This is a genomic window from Actinomadura rupiterrae (assembly GCF_024172125.1).
GTDB classification, from domain to species: domain Bacteria; phylum Actinomycetota; class Actinomycetes; order Streptosporangiales; family Streptosporangiaceae; genus Spirillospora; species Spirillospora rupiterrae.
Map to the genome: position 1 here is coordinate 39,629 of NZ_JAMZEA010000011.1, position 16,376 is coordinate 56,004.

Genomic DNA, 16,376 nt, shown 5'->3' on the forward strand with positions numbered 1-16,376 from the left:
GAACGTTGCACGCGGCCCTCGGGGCACGGCCAACCTTTCGCCCTGGAACGAATCAAAGCGACGGCGCGGCGGGGTCGGCGCCCGGTTCGGGCCCGGTCGGCGGGGTGCGGGCGGAGGCCAGCGCGGCGCGAGCGTCCTGGGTGCTGGGGTGGTCGGGGCCGAAGACCCGCTCGTGATCGGCCACCGACCGTTCGAGCAGCGGGACGGCCTTGGCGTGGCGTCCGGTCAGGTAGTAGGCGCGGGCCAGGTTGCCGCGGGCGATCACGACATCGGGATGGTCGCGGCCGTTGACGCGGCGGCTGCGCGCGGCGACCTTCCGGAGCAACGGGATCGCTCGGGACGGGTCGCCGTCCGCGAGGTAGGCGGTGGCCAGGTCGTTCTGCGAGCCCAAGGTTTCCGGGTGGCGACGGCCCAGCACGCGGCGCCGGTCGGCAACGGTGCGGACGAACAGCGGGATCGCGCGCGCCGGTTCGCCGGCGGCCAGGTAGGCCGACGCGAGGCTGTTGCGCGTGGTCAAGGCGTCGGGATGGCGAGCGCCGATCACTTTCTCCTGCTCGGTCAGGACGCCGTCCAGGATGCGGATCGCCTCGGACGGGTCGTCCGCCGCGATGTGGGCCTGGCCGAGGTTGTGCAGCAAGGCCAGGGTGTCGGGGTGGTGCGGTCCGGTGCGGTCCTGCTGCTCGGACCAGGCGCGCCGGTGGTAGGCGAGCGCGCGGCTCGTCCTGCCCTGGTCCATCAGGTAGTTCGCGGTCGCGCTCCACAGCGCCACCGGGGGCTGGTCGGCGGGCTGGGCCGCCAGGTGGTCGGCGAGCGCGTCGATGTGGGGGAGGAACCTGCGCCAAACGGGCCATCCCCGTGGGGCCGACCAAGGCGGCAGGGAGGAATCAAGGAGCTCGATGGCCAGCTCGCGGGTCGAGTCGAGAGGGAAGACCGGTTGGCCGCCTTCTGTCGGCCCTTCGGCGCGCATGACGGCCTGGACCAGGGGACGGATCGCCACGGCATCACCGCTGCGGACCAGCAGCGCGTAGGTCTCCAGACCAGCGAGCGAGGCGTGCATGAGCGCCTCCAACTCACCCTGACCGGAGAACAGCAACTCGGTGGGAATGTCGTCGGGCGCATACCAGGACAGGGTGCGCAGCAGGCCCTCGGGAAGCGGCCCGTACTGGTCCATGATCTGGTCGAGGCTGATCCGGCTGGTCGCCGCGACCACCTTGGCGGGGTCGTCGTCGCCGGGCGCGGGGAGCAGGTCAAGGTAGTCGGCGGCAGACAGCTGGTGCTGCTTCATGTAGGCGGCGGCCTGCTCGATCGCCGGAACCAGGCAGCCCAACGCCCGGCACAATGGTTCGGCCCCGTCCAGCAGCCCCGGACCGGCCACGCGGCGGATCATCTCCACGGCATGCCGCAGCGGCAGCACGGTCGGCGCGGACGCCGGATCGGCGAGGTCGGTGTAGAACCGGGACGCCACCGACTCGAACTGCCGCACCTTGTCGTCCTCGATGGTGGCGTCCGGCGGCCAGTATCGGGTGACCAGCCGGTCGTCCGGCAGGACGAGCGCCAGCGACTCGCCGGGCCGGTCCTCGATCCACCGGATCGCGTTGAGCGCCGGCCCGCTCGCCGAGGCCAGCAGCGTCCCCACCGCCTGCATCAGCCGCGCCTTGCGCTCCAGCTCCGCCGGTTCGACGAGCCGCTGGTACACGAGCCGGACCTCCGAGGGAACTGCGGTCGCCCGCGTCTTCCCCCACGGATGCGTCGTCCTCGGCAGCATCACATCGACCAGGCCCGGCACGCGGTTGTAGCCGTCGAGACCGACCGCCTCGGCCGGGTCGTAACCGAACTCGGTCAGGTAGTCGGCCCTGTCCAGGAACGACAGCAGCCCGACCGCGAACTGGATGCCGACCAGCCGCAGATCCTGCGCAAAGGCCGCGCCGATGTCGGCGGCCGACATCATCGCGAACAGGTCGGCTTCCAACTCCTGGCTGTGCGCCGGCCAGTACTCGCGCAGGTAGGTCTCGACCGTGGCGGCGCCGTTGGCGGACGCCCGGACCCGCTCGAACGCCTCCTCGGCGAACCAGGGCGAGTCGTGCACCGCCCGTCCGGGCGCCTGGACGTGGCCGCAGTACACGTGCGCCAGCTCATGGCCGACCAGGAAGTCCATCGCCCCGTGGGCGATCTCGTACATCGCCGGAACCAGCCGTCCGCTCTGCTCGGGTGCGAGGTCGGCGGCGCTGAAACCGATCCGGTAGCGCTCGCCCTCGACCGCCGCGCACATGCCGTAGGCGATCTGCTGATGCAGGTAGGGATTCTGCTCGGCCGCGTCCAGCAGCGCTTGGGGGAAGTCGGGATGCCGCCACGGCTCGTCCAGGTCGGGAAACGCCGCACCCGCCAGGGCCACCAGCTGGGCGAGGATGAGCGACAGCGCCCAGAAGTCCTCCACCACATAGCGGCCCATCAACACCAGGTAGCGGCGGTCCGACCACTGCTGCACCGAGGCGTGCGGACGGTACCGGTCGTCGGTGGCGAACAGGAACTCGTGCTGGGCGTCCAGGCCCATCAGCCGGCTCACGCGCGCGAACGACCGCGCCAGATGGACCGCGCAGGACGGTGGCTCGACCGCGGTGAACCGGATCGGATGCCGCGCCAGGTCGTGCCGCAGCTGCTCCATCTCCGGCGCCGTCGTCCCGCCGACCGAACCGGTCGACAGCGCGCTCGCCGACGCCGCCAGCTCGTCCGCGGTGACATCAGGCGCGGTGAGCGCCCGATGGAAGGCGTCCAGATCGGTGAGCCGCTGCTCGATCTCCGCGCGATCGCGCAGGAACACCCGGTCGCGCTCCGACTGCCTCTGGTACTGCGCGACCGCGTCGATGAACGGGCCCCAGTCATCAGAGGCCGGCCCGCTCATTCCGGCGGCGCGCTGTTCTCGACGGCCACGCCGACCTCCACCAGGACGGCCGGGTTGGCGCAGAACCGTCCGACCCCGATGCTCACCACTGCCCGGGCGACCGTGGCCGCCGGGACGGGCACCTTGCCGACCGCGGTGATGATGGTGTCGGTGAGGACCGCGGCCAGATCCCCGGCATCGCTGTCGGCCGCCTTGACCAGCTCGTCGAGCCGCGGACACAGCAGATCCCGCAACGAGGTCAGGACGCGCAGGAACCGGATCGCGTCCGGGAGCTGCGCGGCGCCGATGGGACGGTGGATCCCCATGGCGTCCTCAAGCTCGATCAGGGCATCCCGAAGTTCGTCAGTGGCCATGGAGAACGAATCCCTTCCGCCAAGCACCCGCGCGGACTCCGCCTACGCCTGTCTATACCGCAGCCGCCCCACCCGGACCAGAGCCCATCCGGTGCGCGATCAGTCCAGAACCCGATGCGAGGCGGCGATGGCCGCGCAGAGCGCCGGGACCGCGACACCGATCGGCTCCCTGATCACCTCGGTGGCAAGGTCGTCGTACGGCGTCGAATCCCGATTGACGATGACCAGCCTGGCCCCGGCCTCGACCGCAACCCGGCACAGCCCGGCCGCGGGCTCGACCAGCAGCGAACTGCCGATCGCGATGAACAGCTGCGCGGCGCGGGCGATGTTGGCGGCCTTACCTAGCAGGTCTTGGTCGAGGAACTGCCCGAACAGGACGATCGACGGCTGGAGGATCCCGCCGCACGCAGTGCACGCCGGGTCGTCCTCGCCCCTGCTGAGAACCTCCGCGGTCAGCGTCTCGCTGCCGCACCGGGTGCAGTGGGTGGTGGCCATCGAGCCGTGCAGTTCGAGCACCTTGCGCTGCGTGGACCCGGCCCGCTGATGCAGGCCGTCCACGTTCTGGGTGAGAATCCGCACCGCCAGGCCGGCCGCCTCCAGTTCGGCCAGTGCCAGGTGGGCGGCGTTGGGTTCGGCGTCGCGTCCGTCCAGCACCGACAGCGCCGCCCAGAACCGGCGGCGTACGTCGGCGTCGGCGAAGAAGGCCTTGCGGTTGAACAATCCCAGCAACTCGGGGTTCTTCGTCCACACGCCGTCGGCGCCCCGGTAGTCGGGGATGCCGGAGTCGGTGCTGATACCGGCGCCGGTCAGCACTGCGACCCGCGAAACACCACGCGACCAGTCGGGAAGATCCATGCCGCGACGGTAAAGCCGACGCAACGTCGTCCGCGACTGATTTTCGAGGCCGGTGGGCTGGTCAGGACAGGGTGGCGCGGAGCGCGGTGACGCGGTTGACGGCGGCGTTGAAGGCGGTCGGGTCGAGCTGGCCGTTGCCGAGCGCGGTCGCCAGCGCGGACGTCGCGGATCTCGCCTGGGTGATGTCGCGGGCCGAGCACAGCAGCAGGTCCATGCCCGCGCCGGCCGCGGTCACCGCCTTCTGGCCGGTGGTGCCGAACGCGTTGAGGGCGCCGGCCTCCAACGCGTCGGTGATGGTCACGCCGGTGAAAGCGTTGCGGCCACGCAGTTCCCCGATGACGGTCGGGGAGAGTCCGGCGGGCAGGCGCCGATCGAGCGCCGGATAGACGGCCCACGACAGCATGACCAGCTTGACACCCGCGCGGATGGCGGACGGGTAGGGGACCTCGTCGATGCTGTGCAATTGCGACAGCGTCACGTTCAGCGTTACCGGCCCGAGGTCGGTGTTCTGGCTCCTGGTGGCCGACCCGAGGCCGGGAAAGTGCTTGGCAGTGGCGGCGACCCCGGTGGCCTGCTGGGCGGTGATGAACGCCTGCCCGCACTCGGCGCAGACCGCCGGGTCGTGGCTGTAGGACCGCTGGTACTGGTCGATGAAGTTGCCGGACTTGTAGTACACGTCCAGCACCGGCGCCAGATTGACGTTCATGCCGACCCCGGCCAGGTTCTGGCCCGCGCTCGTCCCCGCGCTGGTGGCGGCGCCGACCGGATCGCTGGACGCGCCGACCTGCTTCTCCGACAGGACCGGTTCGCCGGGCAGCCGGCGGACCAGCCCGCCTTCCTGGTCGGTCATCAGCAGCAGCGGGACACCGATCGGGCTGCGCGCCTGCGCTTGGCGCAGCTGGCTGACCACCCCGGCGATCTGCGCGTCGCTGGAGATGTTCTCCCCGAAGAAGATCACTCCGCTGGTCTGTCCGGCGGTGATGTCATCGAACAGGCTCTGCGGCGGCGTCAGCCCGGGATAGGACGAGATGACCCGCTGCCCCGCCAACTGCAGATCGCTCAACGCCGCCGCAGACCGCGGCCGGGGGAGCGCCGGCACGCCGACCAGCCCGGCCATGCCGATCCCGGCCATGGAGGCCAGCGCCTGCCTGCGCGTGGGCTCCGGACCCGAGGCCCCTGCGTCGCCCGTCACCGGCTCGGTCATGACCAGCCTCCCTTGCTTGGAGCGGGATACCACGCCGCCAGGCCGGGGCAGATGGCACGATCCACGCCCTCCGCCGATTCCGGTCAGCCTCCCCACAATGCACGCCCCGCCCCCCGCGTACCAGCCCCGAAGCAAACCCGCCCCTGCGACCTAGCTGGTGGCCGCCGCCTACCTCGGGCTCACGCCGGGAGAGAAGGGCGGCCCGTGCCGACGCGACGCCTACTCGGGTTCCGGCGTGGCCTCGCGGGCGGCGGCGTCCAGTTCGGCGGACGCGACCGGGTCGGCTCCCTCGGGGCGCAGGCCCTGCTCGATGATCGCGATGAGCTCGATGATGTGCTGCCTGGTCGAGCCGTACCGCGCCGCCAGGTGCTCGACGTCGATGAGGGTCTGGTCGCGGTCGTGCCGCGCCGCCTGCCGGTCGCTTCGGGCCGCGGCCCGGTCCCTGCCTGCGGCGAACCGGTTGCGCGCGTTGGCGTGCCGCTCGCTGCGGTCGGCCTCCTGGTCGGCCTGCAGCGCGAGCAGGAATCCGCGCAGCGCGGCGCGGTCCACGCGGTTGGAGGCGCGGTCCGCCTCATCGGAGCGCTGCTGCTGCGGGGTGCGCTGCCCGGCGGGCTGCTGGGCGGCGCGGTCGTCGCGCAGCTCGGCAAGGCGGAGCAGCTCGGCCATCCGCTCGGCGTCGGCTCGGGCCGAACACGCCGAAGCGACGGCACGCGCGGCACGCGCCGACGCCCATCTGTCCCGCTCCTCTGCCGCGTCGTCGCGTGCCTGCGCGGCGAGGTCGCGTGCTTGGCCGGCCCGCCGACGCCGCTCAGCCGCAGCGACCGCCACCGCGTCGGGGCCGGCATTCGGGTCGTGGTCGAGGTCCGGCTCAGGGCGGGAGCCGGGCGTGGCTGTCTCACCGGCCGCCAACCGCTCCTGCAGAGTCGCCGCGGCCCTGGCAGCCACCGTGCTCAACGCGGCGTCGGGATGCTGGGCTGCCAGTCCCTCCAGCAACGCCACCACCGCGCTGATCTCGCCCCGCTCTAACATCGTCACTCTCCTCCTATCCTCGGTCTGGCATCCGCGCCGGTTCCGGACGTCCGTCCCACGGTCGGCGCAGCGCCCGAGCGGCTTCCGATAGGGGTGCCCACCAGACGCAAGCAAATGCAGCGGCAGCCCCGCTCAGGCAACCTGGTCCGAGGTCATCCGCACGCACAGCACCAGGAGAGGTCGCCTTATGGTTCGCCGCCCGCAACCCTGCGCGTTGGGAACTCGCTAATCGCGAAGGACTCGGTTCAAAGGCGAGTGCTTAGAAGTTGCTTGGCGTCGGTAGTGCGGGTCGATGGATCCAGGCTGCTAGGTCTGCTGGTGCGCATTGGGCGACTCGGGCGGCGTACCGGGGAAGGTCCTCCTCGCCGAGGATCTGCCGCCATTGGCCGGTCGATCCGCTGTGGAAGAACTGGCTGGGGTCGTGGTAGAAGCCGTTATGGCTGGCTTCGGGCGCGAGTTCGCTAGCCCGGCTCTTCATGCCCTGGAATGTGGCGGCCTGGACCAGGTCCGGCCAGGCTTCCTCGGGAACGGCGATGCCGAGCCGGGCCGCTAGGTAGCGCATCTGCCCTTCGAGGTCCTCCAACAAGTCCTCGTAGCGCAGCAGCACGATGTTCGGCTGGTCACGCACCTGCCAGAACGTGTCCAGATGGTGCAGCACGATCTCCAGGTCGGACACCGCCTTTCCGGGCGCGGCCGGATTGACCCAGGCCCAGAAACGCTCGCGCGCGGTCCCGCTCGGCGGGGAGGGAGCGCCGGCCAGCAACTCGTTGAGGACGGCGGTGCCCACGGCGTCCTCCCGCAATGCCAGCGACACCGCCCGGTCGGTGTTGCCGGCATGGCTGTCCAGAGACACGGCCACATCCCGCGGATCGCGGCTTGCGCACAGGTAGGTGACCCGCTCGTCGAAGGGCAATCCGTCCAGGGGCGTATGGGTCTTGATGAATCGCCGGTGCGTCTGCGCCTCCAGGTCGGCCAGCACTTCGGGGAGCGGGCGCAGCAGGACGTCCAGCCACGGCGAGATCTGGTCGAGCGGCCGGTCGAAGGCCGCGGTCTGGAAGATCTCCAGGGCGCAGATCATCTGCAGCCAGGTCGTGCCGCACTTGGCCGGGGTGCTGATCACGATGTCGCCGGGACGGAACACCAGCCCATCCCAGCGAGCCGAGTCGGTGAAGGAGGTCTGGTAGCGAACGCGCTCCAAGCCCATCCCGCGAGATTGACAGCCCCCGGAGCGACCCGTCAACCGTCCCGTGAAAGTCGCCGTTGCCGGTGATCGCGTGGAGTTGGAGCGGGGTGGTTTCGCGGGGCGGGTGATCGCCTCGCGGGAAGGGTGTCAATCCGGCCGGGGTTTTCGGACCGGGATGCGAGGTGTTTTGGTGACGATCTCGGGGCGGTGGGGTCGCTAGCGTCCGCCGGGGGCGCTGGCGCGGGCCAGGCCCCGGGCGTGGTGCTGGGGCGAGGGGGCGGGGCGCGGTTGGTGTGCGCCGCCGGCCTTGAGGGACGGGGTGATGAGCGCCAGCAGTTGCGGGGTCGGCTCCAGGCCGAGCTCGCGCCCGAGCAGCCGGCGGCAGCGCTCGTAGGCCCGGCGGGCCTCGACGTGGTTGCCCTCGCCCTGGTGGGCGGCGATGAGCATGCGGTGGGCGCTCTCGCGCAGCGGGTCGGCCTGGACGGCGTGGGTGGCGACGTCGATCGCCGGGCCGAAGCGCCGCTGGCGGTTGTAGAGCGAGGCGAGCTGTTCGAGGGCGTGCAGCCGCAGCTGCCGGAACCTTTCGCGTTCGACCAGCGCCCACTCGTCGAACCAGTCCGGCAGGACGTCGCGGGTGAGCACGGCCCAGACCGGTGTCGCGCACGGGCGGTTCTGGTCGGGCGTGCGGGCGTGCTGCAGGATCGAGTAGGCCAGGGTGCCGGCGACGGTCAGATCGAGTTCGACGGACTCGGCCAGCCGCAGTTCCTGCCCTGCGCCGCCGATCAGCAGCGGGCAGCGCTTCTGGATCCGCCACAGCGCCGAGCGCAGGTTCGCCCGGGCGCGGCCCTCGGGAAGCCCGGGCCAGAGCGCCTCGGCGACCGCGCCGCGCGGCTGCGGCCCTCGGCAGCTCAGCAGCCCGGTCAGGCGGCGCGGCCCCTCGGGCAGTTCGACCGTGCTTCCGTGCCGTCGCACGCTCAGCGGGCCGAGCACTGCGACCGTGTACTCCCTGTCGGCCATGGCGGCCTCCGTGTCGAGCCGGGGCAAGAGGCGGGAGCTCAGACGGCTAGCCGGATTTACCTTCTGCTTACCTTATGCCCGTCACCGCGGCGTCACCAGGACGTCACTGGTCGGTGCCGGTGCCGGTGCCGGTGCCGCTGCCGGTGCCGGTGCCGCTGCCGGTGCCGGTGCCGGTGCCGGTGCCGGTGCCGGTGCCGCTGCCGGTGCCGACCAGCCGCAGCCAGGTGTCCAGGTCCGGCAGCATCTCGGCCGCCGACCGCCAGGTGCGCACCGCGCTCACGCCCTGCTCGGTGACGAAGATCCCGCGGACGACCAGCGTCCCGCCGTGCCGGGACGCGCGCAGCACCAGGGTGGACGGCACCCCCTCGGGAGTGGGGATGGCGGTTCACCAGTTCCCGGGGACCAGGTCCGGGCCCACGACCGCGCCGCCGGCGTGCGCGGCGTCGTGGTGGAAGTGCTCGGTGTACCAGAGCACCACGTCCACCGGGTCGCCGTTCAGGTCGAAGAGCGCTTCGGGCGGGGTGAGGAAGGCGTCGAGACCGGCGCGCGACAGCTGCGGCCGGGTGGTGAAGCCCTGCCCGTCGTCCAGTTCGCCGGAGCCGGGGACCGCCGAGGTGGCGGGTTTGTAGCGGAGCACCCACAGGTCGCCCACGCCGTAGGAGTCGGCGACACCGGCGTCCGGTCCCGGGACCAGCGTGTAGGACGCGCCGCTGCCGGTGTTGCGGACCCGCCAGCGGCGGTTCCGGAGCGGGTCGTTGGGCCTGCGGATCTCGTAGCGCTTGGTGTGCCAATGCGCGCCGTCCGGCATGATCGGCGGGTCGTTGTACTCCTCCACGACGTTGCGGGACGGGGAGTGCACGTCGAAGTCGAGCCGCCAGTAGACGTGGTGCCGGTGCGGGCGGCAGGTGCAGGGGTTGTCGGTCGCGGCGAACCCGAACCGGGGGCGGATGGTCCCGTCGGCGCGCAGCCGCCACTGGCTGATGTAGCGGTACCAGCCCGCCTGCAGCTCGCTGACCAGCACGACCTCGTCGCCCAGGACGTAGGCGGCGACGCCGCGGAAGTTCCCCGAGTCGCGTCCGGTGTCCAGGATGGTCAGGGCCGGGGCGGTGCAGTGCCGGAAGCCGGGGATCCAGTCGTCGCCGTTCGCCTCGAAGCAGGCCTCGGAGTTCTGCCAGTCCCGGTAGGTCGGGCCGCAGTTGAGCGCGGTCTGCGGCTCGTACTCGATGTTGAGGATCGGCACGTGCGCGCGATACAGCACGCTCTTGCCGCGGTAGCGGACGTTGCGCAGCTCGATGCCGGACCCCTGGGTGCCGGACGAGGCGGCCGGGCGGACCACCAGCAGCTCCCACAGCGTCTCGCCGCCGCGGGTGACGCGCAGCCGCAGCTGCCCTGCGCTTCCGGTCGGGCTGCAGGAGTCGTCGGGCCGCGCCGGTTCGCATCCGCGGCTGGCGAAGGGCAGGCGTTCCTCCAGCTCGTGCAGGACGCGCCGCTTGGCCATGTGGACGGCCACCACCCGGCTGCGCTCGCGGTCGGGGGCGAGCAGGCCGATGCCAAGTACGCGTTCGGGATGGCCGTCGGGTCCCGTATAGGGCACCACGGGCGGCATCGGCCGGAACACCGCCCAGTCCCGGGTGTCGAGGTCGGCGCGCAGGGACTCGTCGGTGCGCAGGATGTCCACGGCGGCCTGGAACTCGGCCCGGCTCGGCAGGGGCTGGTCGGCCGAGTCGGAGATCTCCAGCGGCCCGGGGGAGCCGGGGTCGGCCGCCGCGAGCGGGCCGCTCACCGACAGGGTGCGCTCGCGCAGGTAGTCGTACACGACCGCGTGGAACGCGCCGAACCGTTCGGGTTCGGCGCTCTTGGCCGCCTCGTCGACGGGCCGGAACGCCAGCACCCGGGCGGGCGCGCCGCGCAGCACGCGCTCCAGCTCCGGGTGCCGCGGCAGCGTGGCGGCGAGTTCGCCGATGAGCTTGTCGTCCGGGCCGACCGGCTCGCCGATGAGCCGCAGGCCCTCGTCCTCGGTCATGTCTCCTCCGCGCTGCCGTGGGGTCGTCCCGTCCAGCCTGGGACGCGAGGTGTCGCGCCACCGTCACCGGGACGTCGCGACCGGCGGGACCGGACGCGCGCGAGACGTCCCGGCGACGGTGCGGCGACGGTCGGGGGACGCCCGGCGTCGCACACTGCGGGCACGCGTTCTTCAGGAGTCCGCCCTGCTTCAGGAGTTCGTCATGGATGCGTCGCCGAACGCCGGCCCGAGGTACCCCTACCTGCGGGAGGCCCTGCGCAGCGAGTACGCGGGCCTCCCCGACTCCGCGCTGGAGTCGCTGCTGCCGCAGCTGACCGGGACCTCGGCCGAGGACGCCGAGAACTGGCTCAGCACCCTCGGCAACGCCGCCGGGCAGGTCGGCAGGTTCCTCGCCCAGAACCCCGGTGTCGTCCAGGCGGCGGGCACGCTCGTCGGCGGACCGGTCGGCGGCCTGGTGGCCGGGGCACTGCCCGGCCTGCTGGGCACGCTCACCGGGACACCCGCGGCGCCTCCACCGGCCGCGGTCGCCGCGGCTCCACCGGTCGCGGGGGCGGGGACCGTTGTCCCGGTGGCCGCTGCCATCGCGGCGCCGACGCCCGGTCCCGCACCGTCCGGGGACGCGGCCGCCCGGCTGCTGGCAGTGCTCGCCCGGCCTGAGACGATCAGGGCGATCGGGCAGATGGTGCTGGGCGGCGCGGGCCGGGGGAACGTCACGGTGGGCGGGACGACTCCGGTGCCGGCCGCGGCGTTCAGCAACCTGCTGGGCGCGCTGGCCACCCAGGCGAGCGCCGAGTTCGCCGCGGCGCAGGCCCTGCCCGCGGCGGAGTTCTACCTGTCGGCCGACCCGGGCGCCGACCCCGGCAATCCGGAGGACCGCGCCCGCGCCCTGCTCCAGCTCCTGAGAGTGACCGACCCGCCGTCCGACCCGCTCTTCGGGCCGGGCCCGGCCGGGCCGGCTGGGCTTCCGGAGCGGCCGGAAGGGCCGGAGCCGGTCGAGCCCGGCGAGCCGTCCACCCCGACAGAACCGACAGAACCGACAGAACCGGCCGCGCCCGCTAGCTGGGGCGAGCGGCCCCGGTCTCCCGTTCGGCGCGGGCCCGTGCGCTCTCGGAGGACGCGCGGCCGTGCCCGCCGGTACCGGCGCCGTGACTGGGAGGCGGCGGAGGACATCGCCGCGAGCGAGCTGGAGACCGCCGCCTGGTACGAGCTGGCCCGGGTGGTGGGCTCGTGACGGCGCCGGGCCTGCCCTCGCTGGAGGAGCTGATGGGTTCCCTGCGCGAGCAGGACCCGCGGCTCGCGATGGTCCTGGACGTCCTCCAGGCCCAGAACCCTCCCCGGAACCCGCCGCAGCACCCGCCGCAGGACCGGCGCGCGGACCGCCCGTCCGCCCAGGACGGCGACCCCGACGAGGCGATCGCGACCGTCATCGCCGAGGCGGCGCGGGTGGAGGCGTCCCTGCGCGAGGCCAACGACCTGCTGGTGAGCTTCCGGGCCGAGCTGGACGACCTGCGGCGCCGCAATGACGCGCTGGCCGCCGCGGCCGGGTCCTGCTACCTGTGCTGGGGCGAGGACCCCGGCTGCCCGGTCTGCGCCGGACGCGGCCGTCCCGGATGGCATCCCCCCGAACGCTGGGCCTACCGCCGCTACCTCGCACCGGCCCACGGCCGGTTCGTGCGGGCCGCGGCGGCGCGGGCCCGGCCGGCACCCGATCCCGATCCGGCGAAGGAGGCCCGGACATGACCGTGTTCACCGAGGCGGACGAGGCCGTCGACGAGGCCGACGAGGCGTACCTGCCCTACGAGGCGGACGAGGCCGACGAGGCGCTCGACGAGGGCTACGAGGAACGGGCGCCGCGCCGCGGCTACCGGCGGAGGGTCCCCGCGCCGCGGCCGTCCTCCTACGGGCCGCCGGGTTACGGCGGTGCGGGCCCCGGCGGCCGGGCCGCGGTGACCTCCGGCGTGCTGGAGGCGCGGCTGGAGGCCCAGCGGGTGGCGCTGGCGCGGGCGATCCGGGCCGTCGACACCAAGGCGATCGGGATCGGCGACGACGTCGGCCGGCTGCGCAGCGCCACCCGGCGGCGCGAGCAGGACCTGCAGGGCCAGATCCCGATGCTGGCGCTGCTGCCGATGCTGATGGCGCCGCCGTCCAGGCGGATCTCCGAGATCGGCGACGACGGCCGGGTCCTGGTCCCGGGCGGCGGCACCGACATGCTGCTGCCGCTCGTGCTGGTCATGGGGATGAGCGGCGGCGGGCTGGGCGGCGGTGGCGGCCCGGGCGCCGGCTCGGGTCAGGGCGCCGGGATGGACCCGACCATGCTGATCATGATCGCGTTGCTGGCGACCGGCGGCCTCGGCGGCCGGCCGTCGTGACCGGGCGGAGGCCGACATGGTCGCGATGACCAACTTCCTGTACACGCTGCTGATCGGCCGGTCCGCCGGGCTCAGCCCGGCCGAGACCACCCGCCCGGCGCTGCTGTCGTCGCTGGTGCCCAACCCCGGCATGGGGCTGGCCCTCGGCGCGGTCATGGTCCGGCAGGCCGCCGCCGGCCAGCCGTCCGACGGCGCAGGCGGGCCGTCCGGCGTGCCTTCCGGACCCGTCCGGCAGGTCCAGGTGCCCGACCTGCGCCGCGCGCGGTTGCGGGACGCGATCGCCGACCTGCAGGACGCCGGGCTGCGCGAGGGCGCCGTCCGCGAGACCGAGGCGGACGTCGCCCGGGGCGCGGTGGCCGCGACCGACCCGCCGATGTTCGCGGTGGTGCCCCGGGGCTCGGCGGTCGACCTGTACCTCGGGGCCGGGTCCGCGGTGCCCGACGTCGTCGGGATGCCCGTCGCCGACGCCGAGCGCGTGCTCGCCCGCCACGACCTGTCCGCGCGGGTCCAGCGGATCCCGGGCGAGGAGGGCACCGCCGGGATCGTCCGCAGCCAGACGCCGGCGGCGGGGGACCTCCCGCCGGCCGCCGTCACGGTGACCCTGCAGGTCAGCATGGGGCTCACCTGCACGGTGCCGTCCCTGGTCGGGCTCACCCTGCCGCAGGCCATCGAGGCGGTCCACCGCGTCGAGGGCGGACGGCTCAGAGTGGTGAACGCGAACGAGTGGGGACGCAACGCCGACGGCGTCGTGATCCGGCAGCGGCCCGCCGCGGGCGAGCCGGTCGCCGTCGACGCGGTGATCCGCGTGGACCTGCGCGAACTCCTCAACGGGCACGTGCCCGGGCCCGGCGCGGCGGCGCGTCCCGGCGGCGAGCACCCCGTGGCCTGACCGCGATGGACCCGCACCTCGCCGCGCTGCTCGCCGGTGCCGCGCCGGACCAGGAGATCGGCGTCCTGGTCCGGCTGCGGCACCGGGACGCGCGGCCCCCGGCCGGGCTGCGGACCGTCGCCCGGTTCGGCCCGGTCCTCACCGCGCGCGCCCGCGCCCGCGACGTCCCGGCGCTCCGCCGGTCCCGCCAGGTGGCCAGCGTCAAGGCGCCCCGGCTGTACGGGCCGGACGTCGAGGCCGTCCACCCCGAGGACCTCGACGGCGACCGGCCGCTCCCGCGCGACCTGCGCCGACCGCCCGGACTGAGCGCCACCGGTGACCGGACGATGGCGGCGTTCATCGACTGGGGACTGGACGTGGCCCACCCCGACTTCCGCGAGGAGGACGGCCGCACCCGCGTCGCGGCGCTGTGGGACCAGCGGCCGGGGCCGGTCGCCGACCGCCGCAACCGCTACGGGTACGGCCTGACCCACACCCGCCGGGACATCGACGCCGCGCTCGCCACCGCCGACCCCTACACGGCCCTGCGCTACCATCCCGCCGACTCCGATCCCGGAGGCGGCGCCCACGGCACGCACACCTGCTGCATCGCCGCCGGGAACGGGCGCGGCGGCGGCCCGTCCGGCATCGCCCCGCAGGCGTCGATCGGCTTCGTCCAGCTGTCGACCTGGGGTCCGCGCGGCCCGGACGACCTGGGCGACTCGATCGCGCTGCTGGAGGCCGTCGACTTCCTGGACCGCGCCGCCGGGGACCGTCCGCTGGTGGTGAACCTCTCGCTCGGGCACCAGTCGGGACGGCACAACGGCCGCACCCTCGTCGAGATCGCCCTGGACGAGTTCGCCGGGCACCGCGCCGGGCGCAGCTGCGTGCACAGCCTCGGCAACTACTTCGGGCGGCATGCGCACGCCTCCGGACGCGTCCCCGCCGGCGGTTGCCAGGAGATCGCCATGGTGCTGCCCGCGCCGCCCCGGACCGCCCAGCTCGACCTCTGGTACCCCGGCGAGGACCGGATCGACATCTCCCTGGACGGCCCGGGCCTCGATCCCGCGCCGCTTCCGCTGGGCGCCACGATCGTCCGGTCGGGCGGCACACCGGTCGCCGTCGCCCGCCACCGCACCGATGACCCCGACGACGGCCGCAACGAACTGGTGGTGGAGTTCACCGGCGCCGCCCGGCCCGGCCCGTGGCGGTTGACCCTGCGCGGAACCGACATCATCGACGGACGCTACGACGCGTGGCTGGAACGCCCCCTGCGCGGCCAGGCCGCCGCCGCCTTCACCGAACCCGACCGCCGCATCACCACCGGCAGCGTGTGCAACGGACGCCGCGGGTTCGCCGTCGGCGCGACCGGCCCGTCCGGCGCGCCCACCTCGTTCAGCAGCAGCGGCCCGACCGCCGACGGGCGCATGAAGCCCGACCTGGTAGCGCCGGGAGCGGGCGTGCTGGCCGCACGCTCCACCCCGCGCGGCGCCGCACCCGGCACCGGCGGCCTCACCCGCATGTCCGGCACGAGCATGGCCGCGCCCCACGTCACCGGAACCGTGGCGCTGCTGTACTCCGACGGCGTCACCGACCTGGCCGCGATCCGCCGCCTCCTGGCCGAGACCGCCACCGCCCTGCCCGAACACCCACCCGAACGCACCGGAGCCGGCCTCCTGAACACAGCCGCCGCCCTCCGGACCCACCCCCGCCCAGAGCAGCGCCAGCCGGACGTGCTCCAGCCAGACCCGTCCCCTCCGGAGGCCACCGTGCCCGTCCCCGACGCCCCCGAACTCCACGACCCGCCCGCCGCCGCCTCCACGGTCGTGGTTCCCGAACCCGGTGACCTCCTCGTCCGCCACCTGGACGACGGACGCGACCACATCAGCGTCGTCGTGCGCGCGGGCCTGCACAGCCGCGCCGACCTTGCCGCCACCACCCCGCTGGAACGCGGCCCGGACGGGGCCTACGCCGTGGTCACCGACCTCGACGGCGGCCGCACGCCGGGCCGCACCCTCGGCCGCCTGCTCCTCGGCCCGGACGGCCGGGTCGCACCGCTGACCACCCTGGTCCGCCACCGCGCCGCCGCCCGGGACCCGATCGCCGACCTGCGGCTGAGCGAACCCGCCCGGACCGGCGCGGCGCTCCTGCTCGCCCGGCATCCGGGGACCGTGTTCACCAGCGGACGCCGCGACGCCCGCGCCCAGGCCCACGCGATGGCCGTCAACGTCGTCGCGAACCGCCGCTGGATCGAGCAGACCTACAGCTCCGAACCCGAGCGCGCCGAACTCCAGCAATGGGTGGACCACCATCCCGCCGCCACCGCCGACCAGATCGCGGCCGGCCTGCGCGCGATCCTGGACGGCTGGTCCGACGCACGCCGCGCCCGCCTGTCCAAGCACTTCGGCGGGCTCGCCTTCGACGTCCAACCGGTCACCGCCGACGCCGACCAGATCAAAGCCGACATCCGCGCCCTGCCCGGCCTGGACCGCTTCCTGGACCGCGAAGGCGGCATCACCCGCTGGCACGCCCAGTTCAACCCCACTCCCTAACCCACCGGCCGAGGTCGCGACCCC

The 16,376-nt window shown here is 73.7% G+C and carries 14 protein-coding genes; 5 read left to right on the plus strand and 9 right to left on the minus strand.

The features are described 5' to 3' along the window. Positions 1-52: 52 nt before the first annotated feature. From FHU30_RS33985 to FHU30_RS34025, 9 genes are all read right to left on the minus strand, one after another. Positions 53-2,899 carry a tetratricopeptide repeat protein gene (locus tag FHU30_RS33985; protein WP_253881632.1) on the minus strand — a complete coding sequence of 949 codons (2,847 nt, stop codon included), beginning with the start codon at positions 2,897-2,899 and terminating at the stop codon, positions 53-55. Further along, positions 2,896-3,252 carry a hypothetical protein gene (locus FHU30_RS33990; protein ID WP_253881633.1) on the minus strand — a complete coding sequence of 119 codons (357 nt, stop codon included), beginning with the start codon at positions 3,250-3,252 and terminating at the stop codon, positions 2,896-2,898. The genes FHU30_RS33985 and FHU30_RS33990 overlap by 4 nt, the downstream gene beginning before the upstream one ends. Positions 3,253-3,351: 99 nt before the next feature. Further along, positions 3,352-4,107 carry an SIR2 family NAD-dependent protein deacylase gene (locus FHU30_RS33995; protein WP_253881634.1) on the minus strand — a complete coding sequence of 252 codons (756 nt, stop codon included), beginning with the start codon at positions 4,105-4,107 and terminating at the stop codon, positions 3,352-3,354. A gap of 61 nt (positions 4,108-4,168) precedes the next feature. Continuing rightward, positions 4,169-5,311, minus strand: coding sequence for a glycoside hydrolase family 3 N-terminal domain-containing protein (locus FHU30_RS34000; protein ID WP_253881635.1), 1,143 nt, complete (start codon positions 5,309-5,311; stop codon positions 4,169-4,171). Between the two features lie 219 nt (positions 5,312-5,530). Continuing rightward, complete coding sequence (locus FHU30_RS34005) at positions 5,531-6,340, minus strand: hypothetical protein (protein ID WP_253881636.1); 810 nt, start codon at positions 6,338-6,340, stop codon at positions 5,531-5,533. A 259-nt stretch (positions 6,341-6,599) separates the two neighbouring features. Continuing rightward, positions 6,600-7,544: a sulfotransferase domain-containing protein gene (locus FHU30_RS34010; RefSeq protein WP_253881637.1), complete on the minus strand. Its 945-nt coding sequence runs from the start codon at positions 7,542-7,544 to the stop codon at positions 6,600-6,602. A 195-nt stretch (positions 7,545-7,739) separates the two neighbouring features. Further along, positions 7,740-8,540: an AfsR/SARP family transcriptional regulator gene (locus FHU30_RS34015; RefSeq protein ID WP_253881638.1), complete on the minus strand. Its 801-nt coding sequence runs from the start codon at positions 8,538-8,540 to the stop codon at positions 7,740-7,742. A gap of 103 nt (positions 8,541-8,643) precedes the next feature. Next, positions 8,644-8,901, minus strand: coding sequence for a hypothetical protein (locus tag FHU30_RS34020; RefSeq protein ID WP_253881639.1), 258 nt, complete (start codon positions 8,899-8,901; stop codon positions 8,644-8,646). A gap of 24 nt (positions 8,902-8,925) precedes the next feature. Next, positions 8,926-10,563 carry a hypothetical protein gene (locus FHU30_RS34025; protein WP_253881640.1) on the minus strand — a complete coding sequence of 546 codons (1,638 nt, stop codon included), beginning with the start codon at positions 10,561-10,563 and terminating at the stop codon, positions 8,926-8,928. 202 nt (positions 10,564-10,765) lie between these two features. On the opposite strand from FHU30_RS34025, the gene FHU30_RS34030 reads away from it, so the two are divergent. From FHU30_RS34030 to FHU30_RS34050, 5 genes are read left to right on the plus strand one after another with little or no spacing between them, the layout of a single operon-like run. Continuing rightward, positions 10,766-11,794 (plus strand): hypothetical protein, encoded by a 1,029-nt coding sequence (locus FHU30_RS34030; protein ID WP_253881641.1) that lies wholly within the window; start codon positions 10,766-10,768, stop codon positions 11,792-11,794. Beyond that, positions 11,791-12,303 (plus strand): hypothetical protein, encoded by a 513-nt coding sequence (locus FHU30_RS34035; RefSeq protein WP_253881642.1) that lies wholly within the window; start codon positions 11,791-11,793, stop codon positions 12,301-12,303. The genes FHU30_RS34030 and FHU30_RS34035 overlap by 4 nt, the downstream gene beginning before the upstream one ends. Then, on the plus strand, positions 12,300-12,932 hold the full coding sequence (locus FHU30_RS34040) for a hypothetical protein (RefSeq protein ID WP_253881643.1): 633 nt from the start codon (positions 12,300-12,302) through the stop codon (positions 12,930-12,932). Before FHU30_RS34035 ends, FHU30_RS34040 begins: the two co-directional genes overlap by 4 nt. A 16-nt stretch (positions 12,933-12,948) precedes the next feature. Then, positions 12,949-13,821 carry a PASTA domain-containing protein gene (locus FHU30_RS34045; RefSeq protein WP_253881644.1) on the plus strand — a complete coding sequence of 291 codons (873 nt, stop codon included), beginning with the start codon at positions 12,949-12,951 and terminating at the stop codon, positions 13,819-13,821. 5 nt (positions 13,822-13,826) lie between these two features. Then, a complete protein-coding gene (locus tag FHU30_RS34050) occupies positions 13,827-16,352 on the plus strand; it encodes a S8 family serine peptidase (RefSeq protein WP_253881645.1) in 2,526 nt (841 codons plus the stop codon). The last annotated feature ends 24 nt before the right edge of the window (positions 16,353-16,376 follow it).

Excerpts from the sequence above, each read along its gene's own strand:
- FHU30_RS34005 (WP_253881636.1), bottom strand. The coding sequence starts at position 6,340 with ATGTTAGAGCGGGGCGAGATCAGCGCGGTGGTGGCGTTGCTGGAGGGA.
- FHU30_RS34045 (WP_253881644.1), top strand. The coding sequence starts at position 12,949 with ATGGTCGCGATGACCAACTTCCTGTACACGCTGCTGATCGGCCGGTCC.
- FHU30_RS33990 (WP_253881633.1), bottom strand. The coding sequence starts at position 3,252 with ATGGCCACTGACGAACTTCGGGATGCCCTGATCGAGCTTGAGGACGCC.
- FHU30_RS33985 (WP_253881632.1), bottom strand. The coding sequence starts at position 2,899 with ATGAGCGGGCCGGCCTCTGATGACTGGGGCCCGTTCATCGACGCGGTC.
- FHU30_RS33995 (WP_253881634.1), bottom strand. The coding sequence starts at position 4,107 with ATGGATCTTCCCGACTGGTCGCGTGGTGTTTCGCGGGTCGCAGTGCTG.
- FHU30_RS34040 (WP_253881643.1), top strand. The coding sequence starts at position 12,300 with ATGACCGTGTTCACCGAGGCGGACGAGGCCGTCGACGAGGCCGACGAG.
- FHU30_RS34050 (WP_253881645.1), top strand. The coding sequence starts at position 13,827 with ATGGACCCGCACCTCGCCGCGCTGCTCGCCGGTGCCGCGCCGGACCAG.
- FHU30_RS34010 (WP_253881637.1), bottom strand. The coding sequence starts at position 7,544 with ATGGGCTTGGAGCGCGTTCGCTACCAGACCTCCTTCACCGACTCGGCT.
- FHU30_RS34015 (WP_253881638.1), bottom strand. The coding sequence starts at position 8,540 with ATGGCCGACAGGGAGTACACGGTCGCAGTGCTCGGCCCGCTGAGCGTG.
- FHU30_RS34030 (WP_253881641.1), top strand. The coding sequence starts at position 10,766 with ATGGATGCGTCGCCGAACGCCGGCCCGAGGTACCCCTACCTGCGGGAG.
- FHU30_RS34000 (WP_253881635.1), bottom strand. The coding sequence starts at position 5,311 with ATGACCGAGCCGGTGACGGGCGACGCAGGGGCCTCGGGTCCGGAGCCC.
- FHU30_RS34025 (WP_253881640.1), bottom strand. The coding sequence starts at position 10,563 with ATGACCGAGGACGAGGGCCTGCGGCTCATCGGCGAGCCGGTCGGCCCG.